The organism is Lacisediminimonas profundi (genome assembly GCF_008831265.1).
Classification (GTDB): domain Bacteria; phylum Pseudomonadota; class Gammaproteobacteria; order Burkholderiales; family Burkholderiaceae_D; genus Lacisediminimonas; species Lacisediminimonas profundi.
In genome coordinates this window covers 397,163-411,576 of sequence record NZ_VTTH01000001.1, presented here as the reverse complement: position 1 = coordinate 411,576, position 14,414 = coordinate 397,163, and the positions used below count along the sequence as shown (strand labels likewise).

Annotated in this window: 15 protein-coding genes; 2 read left to right on the top strand and 13 right to left on the bottom strand. The window is 63.5% G+C overall.

All coding sequences use genetic code 11. The annotated features are described in order from the left end of the window. Positions 1 to 170: 170 nt before the first annotated feature. The 3 genes from ribH to FVE66_RS01850 all read right to left on the bottom strand — a co-directional run bounded on the left by ribH (position 171) and on the right by FVE66_RS01850 (position 2,858). A complete protein-coding gene (gene ribH, locus FVE66_RS01860) occupies positions 171 to 653 on the bottom strand; it encodes a 6,7-dimethyl-8-ribityllumazine synthase (protein WP_151445684.1) in 483 nt (160 codons plus the stop codon). An 18-nt stretch (positions 654 to 671) separates the two neighbouring features. Further along, positions 672 to 1,784: a bifunctional 3,4-dihydroxy-2-butanone-4-phosphate synthase/GTP cyclohydrolase II gene (gene ribBA / locus FVE66_RS01855; protein WP_151445683.1), complete on the bottom strand. Its 1,113-nt coding sequence runs from the start codon at positions 1,782 to 1,784 to the stop codon at positions 672 to 674. A 99-nt stretch (positions 1,785 to 1,883) separates the two neighbouring features. Next, positions 1,884 to 2,858 carry an endonuclease/exonuclease/phosphatase family protein gene (locus FVE66_RS01850; protein ID WP_151445682.1) on the bottom strand — a complete coding sequence of 325 codons (975 nt, stop codon included), beginning with the start codon at positions 2,856 to 2,858 and terminating at the stop codon, positions 1,884 to 1,886. A 258-nt stretch (positions 2,859 to 3,116) separates the two neighbouring features. Here FVE66_RS01850 and FVE66_RS01845 point away from each other — a divergent pair, with 258 nt between their 5' ends. Further along, a complete protein-coding gene (locus FVE66_RS01845; protein WP_151445681.1) occupies positions 3,117 to 3,419 on the top strand; it encodes a type II toxin-antitoxin system Phd/YefM family antitoxin in 303 nt (100 codons plus the stop codon). A gap of 5 nt (positions 3,420 to 3,424) precedes the next feature. Continuing rightward, a complete protein-coding gene (locus FVE66_RS01840; RefSeq protein ID WP_151445680.1) occupies positions 3,425 to 3,814 on the top strand; it encodes a type II toxin-antitoxin system RelE/ParE family toxin in 390 nt (129 codons plus the stop codon). 84 nt (positions 3,815 to 3,898) lie between these two features. On the opposite strand, the gene FVE66_RS01835 is transcribed toward FVE66_RS01840, so the two are convergent. The 10 genes from FVE66_RS01835 to nrdR all read right to left on the bottom strand — a co-directional run bounded on the left by FVE66_RS01835 (position 3,899) and on the right by nrdR (position 14,218). Further along, on the bottom strand, positions 3,899 to 5,242 hold the full coding sequence (locus FVE66_RS01835) for a Fic family protein (RefSeq protein WP_338325369.1): 1,344 nt from the start codon (positions 5,240 to 5,242) through the stop codon (positions 3,899 to 3,901). Positions 5,243 to 5,461: 219 nt separating this feature from the next. Next, the gene (locus tag FVE66_RS01830) at positions 5,462 to 6,082 is read right to left on the bottom strand and encodes a riboflavin synthase (RefSeq protein ID WP_151445678.1); all 621 of its coding nucleotides are present in this window, start codon (positions 6,080 to 6,082) and stop codon (positions 5,462 to 5,464) included. Between the two features lie 12 nt (positions 6,083 to 6,094). Continuing rightward, positions 6,095 to 7,189, bottom strand: a complete 1,095-nt coding sequence (gene ribD / locus FVE66_RS01825) for a bifunctional diaminohydroxyphosphoribosylaminopyrimidine deaminase/5-amino-6-(5-phosphoribosylamino)uracil reductase RibD (protein WP_151445677.1) — start codon at positions 7,187 to 7,189, stop codon at positions 6,095 to 6,097. 132 nt (positions 7,190 to 7,321) lie between these two features. Beyond that, a complete protein-coding gene (locus tag FVE66_RS01820; RefSeq protein ID WP_241673032.1) occupies positions 7,322 to 7,819 on the bottom strand; it encodes a GspH/FimT family pseudopilin in 498 nt (165 codons plus the stop codon). A gap of 5 nt (positions 7,820 to 7,824) precedes the next feature. Beyond that, positions 7,825 to 8,277 (bottom strand): type IV pilin protein, encoded by a 453-nt coding sequence (locus FVE66_RS01815; protein WP_241672967.1) that lies wholly within the window; start codon positions 8,275 to 8,277, stop codon positions 7,825 to 7,827. Further along, positions 8,264 to 11,422, bottom strand: a complete 3,159-nt coding sequence (locus FVE66_RS01810; RefSeq protein WP_151445674.1) for a pilus assembly protein — start codon at positions 11,420 to 11,422, stop codon at positions 8,264 to 8,266. Before FVE66_RS01810 ends, FVE66_RS01815 begins: the two co-directional genes overlap by 14 nt. Further along, positions 11,410 to 12,039 (bottom strand): pilus assembly PilX family protein, encoded by a 630-nt coding sequence (locus tag FVE66_RS01805; protein ID WP_241672966.1) that lies wholly within the window; start codon positions 12,037 to 12,039, stop codon positions 11,410 to 11,412. The genes FVE66_RS01810 and FVE66_RS01805 overlap by 13 nt, the downstream gene beginning before the upstream one ends. After that, positions 12,036 to 12,992 carry a PilW family protein gene (locus FVE66_RS01800; protein WP_161993155.1) on the bottom strand — a complete coding sequence of 319 codons (957 nt, stop codon included), beginning with the start codon at positions 12,990 to 12,992 and terminating at the stop codon, positions 12,036 to 12,038. The genes FVE66_RS01805 and FVE66_RS01800 overlap by 4 nt, the downstream gene beginning before the upstream one ends. Positions 12,993 to 13,062: 70 nt before the next feature. Further along, the gene (gene pilV, locus FVE66_RS01795; RefSeq protein WP_151445672.1) at positions 13,063 to 13,644 is read right to left on the bottom strand and encodes a type IV pilus modification protein PilV; all 582 of its coding nucleotides are present in this window, start codon (positions 13,642 to 13,644) and stop codon (positions 13,063 to 13,065) included. Between the two features lie 103 nt (positions 13,645 to 13,747). Further along, a complete protein-coding gene (nrdR, locus tag FVE66_RS01790) occupies positions 13,748 to 14,218 on the bottom strand; it encodes a transcriptional regulator NrdR (protein ID WP_151445671.1) in 471 nt (156 codons plus the stop codon). Positions 14,219 to 14,414 lie beyond the last annotated feature (196 nt).

Sequence of the window (14,414 nt, the reverse complement as noted above, 5' to 3'; positions counted from 1 at the left end):
GCGTTTCGACGGCCACCGGAATTCGGCCGGGGTCAGCTCTGCCTGCCGAGCCTTTCCTGCCAAACCTTGCCTGCGGAGCCTTTCCTGCTGAGCCCTTCCTGCCGAGTTTTCCCGGCCGAACTATCCCGGCCGGGTATTGCCGGCCGGTGACGGCAACGGGACTGCCGTCGCTATTCTTCGTCGTTTCCGGCCAGTTCGTCCATCGCGTAGGCGAGGTTTGCCATCTCGATCGCGACCCGTGCCGCATCGGTCCCCTTCTCCACCATCCGCACCTCGGCCTGCTCGTCGGTTTCAGTCGTCAGCACGGCGTTGGCGATCGGAATGCCGAAATCGAGCGCCACACGGGTGATTCCGGAACCGGACTCGTTCGAGACCAGTTCAAAGTGATAGGTTTCACCACGGATCACGGCGCCGATTGCAACCAGCGCGTCGAACTGCTCCGTCTCGGCCAGTTTCTGCAGGGCCAGCGGGATTTCCAGCGCCCCAGGGACAGTGACATGCAGGATGTCGCCATCCTCGACGCCAAGCCGCTTGAGCTCCGCCAGGCAAGCCGAGAGCAGGCCATGGCAGACATCGGCATTGAATCGCGCTTGTACCAGGCCTATGCGCAGGCCATTTCCATCCAGGTTTGGCTCGTATGTTCCGACTGTCATTGCGTTTCCTTGGTTCTGTTATTGCTCAGGGCTGGACTGGTAGCCGGTGACTTCGAGGTCGAAGCCGGTCATTGATGGCATTTTGCGCGGATTGGCGAGCAACTTCATCTTGCCCACGCCGAGGTCCTTCAGAATCTGGGCGCCGATGCCGTAGGTGCGCAGGTCCATGCGGGCGGCACGCGCCGGCGGCTTGACGTCGGGCGTGCAAAGCGCCTCGAACTGCGCGAACAGCTGTTCCGCCGACTCTTCGCAATTGAGCATGACCATCACGCCGCGCGGTGCTGCCTGGATTGCCGACAGCGCAGCAGCCGCATTCCAGGAATGGGTGGTCGCGCTGGTTTCGAGCAAGTCGAGTATCGAGACCGGCTGGTGCACGCGCACCACGGTTTCTTCGTCGGTGGATATATCTCCATGCACCAGCGCCAGGTGAGCGCAACCGCTTGGCTTGTCGCGATAGGCGATCGTACGGAAAGCGCCTTGGGCGGTATGCATGACCCGCTCGCCGACGCGCTCGACCATGCTTTCGTTCCGGCTGCGGTAGTGGATCAGGTCGGCGATGGTGCCGATCTTGAGGCCATGCTCGCGCGCGAATTCGATCAGGTCCGGCAGGCGCGCCATGGTGCCGTCGTCCTTCAGGATCTCGCAGATCACGGAAGCCGGCGTCAGCCCCGCCATCTCGGCCAGGTCGCAGCCTGCCTCGGTATGGCCGGCGCGCATCAGCACCCCGCCCTTCTGCGCCTTCAGAGGAAAAATATGGCCGGGCTGGACGATATCCGACGGCTTGGTGTCGCGCGCAACGGCAACCTGCACGGTCCGTGCGCGGTCGGCCGCCGAAATGCCGGTGGTCACGCCCTCGGCCGCCTCGATCGACACGGTGAAATTGGTGCCGTAGACGGTACCGTTGCGGCTGGTCATCATCGGCAGGTCCAGCTGTGCGCAACGCTCCGGCGTCAGGGTCAGGCAGATCAGGCCACGGCCGAAGCGGGCCATGAAATTGATCGCTTCCGGCGTGACGAATTCGGCTGCCAGAACCAGATCGCCTTCGTTTTCGCGGTCTTCCTCGTCAACGAGGATGACCATGCGACCGGCGCGCATCTCGGCGACGATCTCTTGAGTAGTTGATATGGGCATGGGAAAGACTTCCTGGAGAGACCGCTATTCTAAATGATTTAGCTGATTCCCCGGCCACTACCCGGCCCCGGACCGTGAGCATGAAGCCCGAGGCCATGATCACTTGCGATCGATGACGGCCCGCAACTGCCGGGGCTCGATGTCGGTATTGACCTGCACCCACAGCGGCAGGTGGTCCGACATCTGGAAAGTGAATTTCTGCTTGTCCAGCCCGGGAAACAGGGGGGCGTGGTTGCCGCAATAGAAATCCAGCACGCCGCCCTTGTTCGTGAAATTTTCCGGATACCGGGGCAGGTGAAGTATCTGGTCGTAGCGTTTATCCCTTTCCAGGTTCGATCCGAATTCATCCTTCAACAGTGCGGTCGGCACCCGCAGCCCTTCCGATGTGATGGCGTCGAACAAGGGACTCTTGCGGGACGGGATATTGAAGTCACCCATGACGAAAATATCAGGCTCGGCCCAGGAGCGCCGGCCTTTTTTCAGCAGCGCGACCTTGTCGGCGACCCACTGCGCCAGCCCCTGCAACTCCGGCACGCGTCCATCCTCCGAATCGCCCCAGCGGATATGCGTGGTCATCACGACGAAGTCGAAACTGCCGGATTTGAACGAAGCGACATAGGGCGGCCGCCACCAGTTCATTTCGGGAATCCATTCAGTGCCTTGCTTGCGGCGGCGAGCAAATGCGGCTGACGCCATGCCGTTGAAAGCGACCTGGCGCTTGTCGAACAGGTATGCGACCCGCTCCCGGTTGCCGCCGCTGTCGAGGATGGCATCCGAATAGACCGCCTGCCAGTAGGGCCCGAGCACTTCCAGCACCCGCGCCAGGTCGCGCAGGTCATCCCGCAGTTCGACCACGCCGATCAGGTCGAACTGCCCCAGCACTTCGGCAATGTAGTGAACTGCAGCCCTGGTGCGCGGCGTCTTGCCGAATTCGCGAATATTCCAGGTCGCCAGATTGAAGGATTCGTCGAGCCTGGACGAAGGGACGTTGGCGGCTTCTATACGTTCCTTGAGGACGAGCAGTCCTTTGGCGATATCCGTGGAGACGGTTCGCAGCTCCGTTACGTGACGCATGCGGCCTCATTTTTCTTGTTATCGGCCTGCTTCCTTCCCGGTCCCCGCAGCCAGGGTCAATAAGTTTGTGACATTTTTGACAAGTGTACACTGTCTTTGAACCGCAGCCCATGCCGTCCAAGGCCGCGCAGGCTGAATGGCTTGATCGAAAGATTGCTCCAGGATCCAACGCTGCGCGACAGGCAAACGGACTATTCCCAAGCCTCCGGAAGCGGAGCATAATGTACATTATTTTGTACAATTTTTAGAGGTGGCGTGATGGCATTCTCCGCAAGCGATGTTGTTCCCCTCTCGCAGGCACGGGCCACGCTCTCCGATCTGGCAGAGCAAGTGAAAGCCGGTGCCGAAAAAATCATCACCAAGAACGGCGAAAGCTACGTCGCCCTCATCGACGCCCAGCGGCTGGACTACTACCATCAACTGGAGCGCGAACGCATTCACCTGCTCATCATTGACGACGCCAGCAAGGGCTTGGATGACGTGACCGCAGGCAAGGTCAAAGATGCGCAGAGCGCCCTCAGCGCAATGAGGCGCCGTCGTATCGCGAAGCAGCAAGGCTGAACCCGGTGGCAGGAAAACACCTCGTCAAGCTGACCGCCAACTTCGAGCGAAATCTCGAAGAGGCTGAAGCCTTCCTGCTTGAAGCCGATGCCCAGCAGGCATTTGCTGCGCTGCTGGACGAACTTCTGGAGACGGTCATCCCGAATCTGGAACGATTCCCCGGCATGGGGCAGCTGTTCATTGAGAGGCCGGCACGGTCGGTGGAAGTCAGCATTGGCATCGACAAGCTAAAGCGCAAGCTCAAGGCCATCGGCAATGGTGGGGAGGTACGCGAATACGTGTTGTCGCATTACCTGCTGCTCTTTGCGCGGTTCGATGAGACGATTTACCTGCTGTCGATCCGGCACCATCGGCAGCTCTCATTTGATTTCCAGTCGCTGTGGCCGACCACATGACAAAGGTCGAGATGGCCCACAACGACACTGTTAGCGGAGGACAAGGACGATGCACGTGCTTGATGAGCAGCACGAAAAACCAGCCTAATCCCGTCCCGCAAACTTCTCCTGCCACCCCGCAAACTCCAGCGGCCTGATTCCGAACCGGACCGCATTCCCCGAATGCAATGCCTTGAATTCCGCCAGGACCAGCGCGACGAAATGAGTCCTGTCAGCCGCAGCCACCGCGGCCGGCAGCCTGGAACGCACGGCCGGCTCGGTGGCGGGTTCGCCGCTGCGCACGATGGCGGCCACCACTTCGCCCAATGCCTGCCTGTAGCGCAGGCGAAAGATGTCCGGCGGCACGAGGTTTTGTTTTACCGCGACATACTGCTGGCATGAGCGTTCATAGGCCCACACAAAAACATCACGCAGCAGCTCTATCCGGTTCAGCTCGTACACGCCGATCATGGCATTCACATAGGCCTGCTGCGGAACGTCGATGAAGGACAAAGGGCAAAGATTGTGGCGAATGAAGGGAATATTCGCAGCCACGCGCGACACACGTTTGTTGACGTCCTCGAAGGGTTGCAGGTACGGCAGGTGCACCATCAGGAAAAACGCCTGCTCGAAAGGGTCGTGAATTTCCGCTGCCATCTGGATGACAATGCCCAACAGCTCTTCGAGCCGTTGCGGCAAGGCGATCGGCAAATACACGCTGCCGCCTATACCCACCGCATGATTGCGGATACGCCCGCAACCGGCGGGGTCGGCCAGCAGGCCGTCTGACAGCAAGGCGTGCAGGGCGATAATGGTGTCAACAGTCAGGCCCGCATGCTCGGGATCGCGCACCAGATATTCGATGGCATTTTTATGGTTCAGGATCATCTGGGTTTCCAGGGAATCCTTCCCTTCGGCAACCTGGCCGAATTCGATCAGCCGCGCCGTATCGAGACGACTGTAGGTGTTGCCCTCCAGTTGCGAGGATGCCCAGGACAGGTCGATCAGCAAGCGGTTGAGGATATCGCGCGCAAAAGTGCCCGCCGGCGCCTGCTCGGCGGACGAGCGGCCCAATACGCGCAGTTGGTCGCGCAGGCGCTGCGGTAAATAGGCGGTTACGTTGGGGTGATACTGCTCCAGGAATTCCGTCTTGTAGCCGACCGGCTGGCGCAACTGGCGCGGCTGGCGAACATGCGCTTCGATTTCAGCCCCCTCCGGCGAGGTGGGAATATGTACATCGGCCAAAGCACCGTACACCGCATCTGCGGGTTCCTGGACAGCGGCTTCAATGACCCGCGGAGTTCGAAGTTCGCGAAGGTCGCTGAGGTAGCGCAGCGAACGGCTCACGCCAGTTGTCCGGATACGCTTTTCCTCAACCAGAAGCGCCAGCCGGCGCTGCAAGGTGCGGCGCGGCAAGCGGATCCCCGGCGCATGCAGGAGAGCATCCATACCAATACCCTCCGGATGTTCGGAAATCAGCTCGACGAGTCGGTCGAACTCTTGTTGTGGCGTAACTTTTGGCATGGATTCCGAGGCTTTTTTGGTTGCCGCCACATTATCGCGCCGAATAAAGTGGCGCGCAAATGAATTTGCGCCACTTCCTCGCTAAATTGCGCGCCAAATAAAATGGCACGAAAAAATGGCGCACAACCCAAGCCTGGATCGGCCTCAGCTCGCAGCCTGATAGCTCAGCATCCGCTCTACATAGCGTGCAATCAGGTCCACTTCCAGATTGACGCGCGAACCGGTCCGCAGATGCTTGAGCGTGGTGGATTCAATCGTGTGCGGGATCAGGTTGATTGAAAACTCGCATTGGTCAGCACTGTCGGTCACCCGGTTCACCGTCAGCGAAACCCCGTTGACCACGATCGACCCCTTGTAGGCCAGATACTTGGCCAGCTCGCGCGGCGCGGCGATCACCAGTTCGTGCGACTCCCCGACCGGTTCCAGCTTGCGTACCGTACCGAGTCCGTCGACGTGTCCAGAAACCAGATGGCCACCCAGCCGGTCCGCCAGCGTCAGGGCTTTTTCAAGGTTCACTTCCCCCGGCTGGTCCAGTCCCGCAGTCCGGTTCAGGCTCTCGCGCGAAACGTCGACATCGAAAGTCGACGCAGTCTTGGAGATGACCGTCATGCAGGCGCCATTGATGGCGATGGAGTCGCCCAGGGCGACGTCATCAAGCGGCAGCCCGCCCGCATCCACCGTCAGCCGCAGCCCTGCGTCAGGGCCAGCGCCGAAAGGCTGGATTCTTGAAATATTGCCGACAGTGGCGACGATACCGGTAAACATGGGTGTGCTTCCTTAGTAATGAAATCGGGCGAGAACGCGCAGGTCGGGGCCGACGCGCGATACCTCGTGCCAGGCCAGTCGCTGCACCTGCTCCAGGCTGTCCGGCGCGGCCAGGTCAAACAAGCCTTGCGCATCGCCGATGACGCTCGGTGCAAGATACAGCAGCAATTCATCCGCGCACTTCTCCCGGATCAGTGATCCGTTGAGCTTGAAGCCGGCCTCGGCGTGCAGTTCGTTGATACCGCGCCGGCCGAGTTCGAGCATCAGCGCCGGCAGGTCGACCTTGCCCTGCGCATTAGGCAGCATCAGCACCTCGTGGCCGGCATCACGCAAGCGTGCTTCCTTTTCGGCATCGGGGCGGGCGGCGACAATCCAGGTGCCGCCGCCCTGCAGCACTTTGGCCTGCAGGGCGATTTCAAGCCGGCTGTCGATGACGATGCGGCGCGGCTGGCGCGGTGTCTGGATGGCGCGCACGTTCATTTGCGGGTCGTCTTCCTTGACCGTGCCGATGCCGGTAATGATGGCGCAGGCGCGCGCCCGCCACCAGTGGCCGTCGTCTCGTGCCTGCGGAGATGTGATCCATTGGCTGCGGCCATCATGCAGCGCAGTCTTGCCATCCAGGCTGGCGGCAGCTTTCATGCGCAGCCATGGGCGCTGCCGCTGCATGCGTGAAAAGAATCCGATGTTGAGTTCGCGCGCCGCGTCAGACAAAACGTCCTGGCGCACGTCGATGCCGGCGGCGCGCAGCAGAGCCATGCCCTGCCCGGCCACCAGTGGATTGGGATCGCCGACCGCCACCACCACGCGGGCGACGCCGGCAGCGACCAGTGCATCCGCACACGGCGGCGTGCGGCCGAAATGGCTGCAGGGTTCCAGCGTGACATAGGCAGTGGCGCCGCGCGGATCATGGCCGCGCTGGCGCGCATCGGCCAGCGCCTGCACTTCGGCATGCGCCTGTCCGGCCGGCTGGGTGAAGCCCGCCCCGATCAGTTCGCCATTGCGCAACAGCACGCAACCAACCCGGGGATTGGGCGTGGTGGTGAACATGCCCTGCTCTGCCAACGACAGCGCGTGGCGCATTGCATCTTCGTCATTCTGGAATTTCATGCTGATGTGCTGAAAGGGGAAAGGTGCCAGGAAAGGTTCCAGGCAGACGGCATTCTATCAACACGCCATTGGCTCGTCCCGCAATGGATGAAGGACCGGCTGGATGAAGGAGCTGCTGGCACATGCAGACATTCAGCAACGGCCATCCGCTCCCGGCTCGCACACCCGGACCCGCCCCAGCATGTTGAGCACGATCTTTCGCTGCACCGCCCCGGACACCAGCAATACATGCCCGGTCTGCAAGGGCCGCCCGCTTGCCTGGAACTGCAGTGGCTTGCCGCCGAAGCTGATGCTCGCCCGGATTGCATCGCTCATCGGTCCATAGGATTGGAAACGCTGCTCGGTGGCGTCCAGGATCCTGTTGCCGTTGGCGTCCCTGGCCAGCACCCACCCCGGATTCCAGTTGCCGGCTTGCAGCGGCAAGACGTCGACTGCAAGGCCGCGCCGCAAGGCTTCGGCCCGGGCCCGATGCAACGAGACCATCCATTCACTGACTGCCGCTTTCAGGGCCTGGCTGCGCATCATGTCCTGCCAGTTCGGCATTCCCGCGCTCAGCAATATCGACACAATCGCCAGCACCGCCAGCAACTCAAGCAGCGACAAGCCGGTGCATGGGCGGATCCGATGCATCACGCTCACTGCCAGCACCGCGCCGGATCACCCTCGGCGCCACGTCCACCCCGGCTATCCAGGCTCAGCGTGCCACATAGCTCGTCCCTGGCGCCGGTGTTGACGGCATCGGTCGCCGGGCGCGCCTCGACCCGCACGCAAGTCCTGAGCGTCTCGCCATCGCAAGCGGAGGCTGACAATTCATAGGCGCTGCGCTGCGGACCTTCTGCCGAATGCCAGCGGAAACCCTGCGGGTCGGAACGTGAAAACCCGGCATAGCTGTTGTTGAGCGTGTAATACCGCTCCTGCTGCTGCATTGCCTGCAGCAGTGCGGCCCGCCCCTCGCTGCGACGGGTCTTGCCCATCAGGCCAGAGAAGGATGGATAGGCAAGGGCCGCCAGGATGGCCGCCACCGCGACCGCGATCAGCAACTCGATCAGTGTGAAGCCCCTGCCAGACTTCCATTCATTGACGTCCACGCGCTTCCTCCTGCATCTGCTTCCAGTTGAAAATCTCGCGCCAGCTGAGCCGCCCGGACGGTCCCCGTTCCGCCTGCCGCGCATCGGGCACGCGACCCGCGGCGCCTGGCTCCTGGTACAGGATGGAATGAACGCGGTTCGATTCGCGCCGCCCGAATGCGTCCACCTTCCCGGACTCGTTTCGCGACTGCAAGACCAGCGGTGAGCGCAACAACGCCGGTGCCATGCGCAAACCGGTTCCGGCCGAGCCCGACAGCCCGCTCAGCACGTCCAGATTCCACACGCGGCTATCGGCCGGAAGGCAGGGGTCCCCTGGCGCGATGACACTTGCAGCCTGCATGCGCCCGGCGGCAAGCACCGGTGCGGCGAGCACGCGCTCGCCGCGGGCAGGCAGGTCAAGGAACCAGCCGCGGATCTGCTCGCCATAAATGAAAGGCTCGCCGGTGACGCGATAGCCGCTACCGTCGGCACGGGCACGGCGCGGCGCCAGCGACGCGCGCGTTGCAGGTATGCGGAGTCCGGGCCGGTCAAGCACGGCATACAGCGATTCGATGCGCGCAGAACCCGGTGCCGCATCCGCGTGCTCCAGCATCTTGCCGGTACCGAACAGGACGATGTAGCCGCTGCCGCTGGCGTGGACAACGCGCGGCGCCGAGGTCACCGGCTGCGCCTGGCCGTCTCCATTTAGCGCACGAAACAGCAAGGCCACTTCAGCCCGGAAACCAGAGTCGGTGCTGCGATCCGGCGTAAAGCTGAAACGCCAGAGGTTGCCGGCGATATCGCCGGCGTATGCGTGCAGCAGCCGGCCGTCATTGCCCGTCACCAGCGCGGGCGGACCCAGGTGCCGGGACGCCGGCACGCCGTCGGCTGCGGCCGTGATCCGGAAATAATTGAGGCCTTCGGACCACTGCTGGTCAGCTGGCTTGTCCAGTGCAATCAGGAACATGGCGGCGCTGCTGTTGATGCCGCCCTGCGCCAGAACGAATTGCCCCTCGCCCACGCCGTTCCCGGTCCGTTTGCGAATGCCGATGCGCACGACATGAGGCGCACCCAGGACGTGCCCCATGGCGGCATCGTCCGCTTCGGTAAATTCGAATATCGCTCCCGTTGCGCTGCCGAAGGATCGGATGTCCGACACATCGAGCGCAAACACCCCGCGCCCGCCGCGTCCGAAGCTGCCTGCCAGTACGGTCCGGGCCGAACCGGCGACATCTGCGCGGCCTATCGCCAATCCGCCGTCGACGAAAGCCTGGTGGGCCTGGCCGGGCGCCGTCAACGCCGGAATCTTGTGCAGCAGCGCGGCGGGCAGGTAGGCGAACAGTTCTGATCCGCTGGCGGCATCGAACGCATGCAGCAGGCCATCGTTGGCGCCGGCGAACACGGTCGCGGCCGCGTTGGCATTGAGGTCGGCGCCAGCAGCCGCAGGAACCAAGACGAGATTCGCGTTGACGACGTCGCCCATCAATTGCAGGCGCGGGCGCAAGCTGCCGCCCTTGCCCTCTTCGACCTGGCGGTCGCCGCGCATCCACGCCACCCGTTCGACCCCGCGGCCGTCCACGCGTCCGGTGGCAACCGAAGTGCCGAGCAGGCGCTGCTGCGCGGCAGACAACGCATCCCATTGCAGCGGGATGGTGGCGATACGAGCTTGCGCATCGGCGCCCAGCGTGTAGATTCGCCTCGCGCTGGCAAGTGGAATCGAAGACTCCCATTCAGCCGGCGACGAGTGCGAGATCGTGCCGTCCGGCGCGTGCGTGATGCGATAGCGGCGCAGGCCGCCGCTCCAGGTGCGCGTCTCGTGAGCCGCGAGGTACAGGTCGTCGCCGTGCGCCAGCGCCACCGCTGCAGCAGGCGGGATGGCGGCGGCTTGCACATCGGCCGCGATCCCGGCGAACACGCGTCGCAGCGCGGCCAGCAATTGCTCGCCATCGCTGGTAGCGTGATAGCGCTCAGGCATGCCACCGATAGTCCCGTGCCATTCAATACGCCCGTCAATGATGCGCCTGCGAAAAGAGGTCGGCACGCTGCTGCCTGCGCCTGCGCCAGCGGCATCGACAGCGGCTTCGGCAACCGCATCGACTGCGGCCGGCCCAGTAGCCAGATGCAACACGACGTTTAACTGGCAAGCGGCGATGATCGGGCTACCCGTTCCGCTTTTGGCGAGATAGTCGAGCGACTTCCGGTAAGCGCTGTCGGGTTGCTGTCCGGCGTTGGCGGGCGGATGCCGGTACAGGTTCTGCAGTACGCCGCCACGACGGCCGCCGGCGAATGAGTGAATGCCGGTTTCCTCGTCCCACTCCGCAAGCTTGTTGGGCTGCCGGATCCAGCTTGCAGGCAGGACCTCATCCACCCCGATGAAGCGAGCCGGGACTTCCGTTGCCTCGCGTGCCGCGCCTGACAGCAGGGCCACCCTGAGCCAGGCTGCGGCCCGATGCAATGCACCTTCCGGTTTGCGCAGCGTGCCATGGGCAACACACAGCCAGTTCCGGTCCGCCTCATCCTCGTCGCACACCTTCACGCGCAGAGGCAAGTCGGCCAGCAGCTTGTTGCCGGCCATCTTGCGGCAATCGTCAGCGATGGGCCGCTCACTCAGCAGCAAGCGGTTGCCGCAGGATTGCAGGTACAAGGCCGCCACATTGAACGGCGTCAGCCGGCCGATGCTGGTTGCTGCAGCGACACCGGCGACGGACTTGCGCAGGCTGGCCACGGCACCTCTGGCGCCGACATCGGCACGCTCCAGCAGCGTGGCCGTATCGGAGTCCAGCGTGCGGTAGCCCCCGGCCAGGCCGTAACGCAGCGTGTCGATCACCGTCATGCCGGCCCAGTTCAGGAAGTTGCCGCTGTAAGCGCCGCCATTGCAGTAGTGGCTGGCATCGGCATTCGACTCGACGGTGAAATAGCCCTTGGTCGTGCCGCTGAACCGATAGCACTTTCCGTGATGGAAATACCCTTCGTATTCGCGGACCGGCGCGTACTCGCCCGGCCAGCTGCTCTCCATGCTCGCGTACCCCGGTTCGAGCGCCAGCACCAGCAGCGCAGGCACGACGGCACGGCTATCGAAATGCGTCTGGGCCAGGTCGACCACCGGTTGGGCGCAGGCGCCAGCGGCCAGCAACATGGCGCCAACGCTGGCCGTCACCCGCAGCATGACGCCTCCCTGCGGTAATGCGATTGCAGCACGACATGCGTGGACGGGTTCGCTCCGAAGCCGATGGCCGTAATGCGAAACAGCCAGGAATCGCCTTCACCGTCCGCAGCTGCGCCGGGCAGCCGGTATGGAAGCAATTCAATGATGTAGCGTGGCAGGCGCGCCGGCAGCGAGGCCAGTCCGGTCGCCAGCGTGCGGCCGGTAAAGCGGCCATAGGCAACCGTCCGGGCCGTGGCTCTCCCCTGGTCGAGCAGGTCGACACTGGCCCAGACCGGGATGCCGGCATCGGCTGGCTGGCACAGGCCCTGCGCCAGGTTGTCGTCGCCGGCACCGCAGCCGGCAATGAATGTCGCCGGGCCTGGCTGGGCGAAAGCGATGCTGCGGCTTCGGGCCGGATCGGGCGACGCTTCGATATCCAGCTCGGCATCGCGCAAGGCGGCTTGGGCAGCATGGAATGCCAGCTGGCGGTCGCGCTCGGCGCGTGCGCCTTTCTCGCCCTCGGTGGCAATGTTGGCAGCCGCTGCGCCAAAAATCATCACCGCGGCAAGCAGCACCAGGCAAATCACCAGGGCCAGGCCGCGCTGCAGCTGCGGCATCACGTGGCGAGCGCCTTTCATGTCGGTTGTGCCGCCGCTGATTTTTTCCCGGCGCGATGCTTGAGCGGGATCGCCAGCGAGAACAGCCGGCGCAGCCGCTTGCGCTGTGACGCCGGCAAAGCACGCTCGTCAAAGCGCACGCCACGGTCGACGCTGGCGTTCAGGCTGGAATAGCGTGCGCCGAAAAAGTCGAGCACCTTGTCGCCTGCTGCTTCGGACGCAAACCCGGTGCCGCGCACCAGCAGGGCAACGCGCACTGCCACCACATCCTTCCAGATGCTGGCTCCACCGTTCGCCGCTGCCGCGGTCGCCTGATCCATCTTGTACAGCACATCGGCGCGCGCGTAGCGATCGGGCAGGCCGTCGCCATTGGCGTCGATCCCGTACAGCACCTGCATGCCCTCGACGCCCGGAACGATCGCTTCACCGTCCCAGCTCTGGCCATTGCGCGCGCGGTACTTGCACCGCAATTCCGGCTCGCCGCTGCTGTCGCGAGCGACATGGAAGATACTCCAGCCACGCCCTGCGTCGAGGTCATCCCGCGCCGGTTCGGGCACGGCAGCGCCGGCGCAGTTGACCATCGTGCCGTCGCCGTCGCCACTGCTGTCACCGCTGCCGAAGAAGCGCAGCGCCAGCACATCGCTGCCGTTCACGCCGGGTGACGATACCGACTCCAGTGCCGGACTGGCGTCCTGCTGGAGGGCATCATCAAGGCCGATGATCGAAGGACTGGAGGCAAGCTCGTCGACCAGCGCAGCACCCTGCGCGCTCCAGTTCTCGTATCCCGCCTGGCGCACTGCACGCTCGATCACGGCCAGCGCATACAGTCCGCTCTCGTCCAGTCGCACGCCAGCATCCTGCGCGCTGAAGCCGGCACGCGATGACATCAGCAGGCCGATTGCAGCCAGCGCGAGCAACATTGCGAGCACCAGGCACACCAGCATCTCGACCAGCGTCATGCCCGCCGCTCTCATTCCGGACCTCATACCGGGCGCTCGCCGCGGCGCGGATGCCGGAGAAGTTTTCGCAAAGGCCATGCGCGACTCAATCAACAGGAAGGACCAGCGACGGCGCTGGCGCTGCGGCAGTCGCCGCAGCGCTGTCCAACGGCGAGCGCCATCCGAGCTTGACCAGCAGTGGCGCGTTGCCGTCAGCGGCCAGGCTACAGCCCCATTCATAGCGGCGCGCCGTCTCGCTCCATGGACTGGCATCGCCGCAAACCAGCGCGCGTGCGCCGGGCAGCACCTCCGCCACCCGACGCTGCCAGTCCTGCAACTCGAATTGCTCCATCTCGGCGAGGCTGCAATCAGCAGAATGGCAATCGACAGACTGGTCCGGGTCGGCTGCCACGCTGGCGGCCTGAATATCCAGGTCGACATGGATGCCGTGCGCACTTGCCGTTGCCCCGGCCGCACCGGATTGCAGGCGGCTGCGCATCCTGATTCGCTCGGCCAGCTCCCCGGCCAGCACCGCTGCATGGCTGAATTGGGCCGAATGCCGGCTCAGGCGACTGGACTGCAACTGCACCCCGGCCGCGCAAATGACCACGATGGACAGGACGAACAGACAGACGAGGATCTCGATCACCGTAAAACCTCCCGCTTCGGATCGGGTCCGTATTCGCATGCGGCCTCCCCCCTGTTGTAATTATCTTTTTATTAACATTTCAATCAAAAAAAGGGCGCTGCCCCAAAGAACCGCGCCACCTTGCCCTGCTCCTGCCGCTGCGCTACCTGCCGGTTGATTTCCGGTCGTGCCCAACCTCTGCAATTGCGTCCTGGAACTCGGCCAGGTCCTCGAAGCTCTTGTACACCGAAGCGAAGCGGATATACGCGATCTTGTCCAGCCGCTTCAGTTCGCGCATGACGAGTTCGCCGATCTGTCCGGACAAGACCTCGCGCTCTCCACTGGACAGCAGCTTTTCCTCGATCCGGTGGATCGCGGCATCGACCGCATCAGCGCTTACCGGCCGCTTGCGCAATGCCAGCATCAGGCTCGCGCGCAGCTTGGCCGGCTCATACTCGCTGCGGCTGCCGTTTTTCTTCACCACGGATGGCATCGCCAATTCGATCCGCTCATAGGTGGTAAATCGCTTCTCGCACTTGTTGCAGCGGCGGCGGCGGCGGATCGTGTCCCCTTCATCCGACGCCCGGGTGTCGAGGACTTGCGTGTCGTCATGTTGGCAGTACGGGCATTTCATCGGTCAGCCCCTGGAAGATTCTGCGGACAGGCCGCAATGGAACCGCGAGCAGCGGCCCAAGTATAGCCACGGCCGGCAAGCCGGGACAACCGGATTGCCGGTTTGTTTGGAGGGGGGTGTGGTATTCCGCGGCCAATAGCCGCGGATCGAACGAATGGCAAAACAAATGGCGAGCGGATCATGTTGCATACCCGCT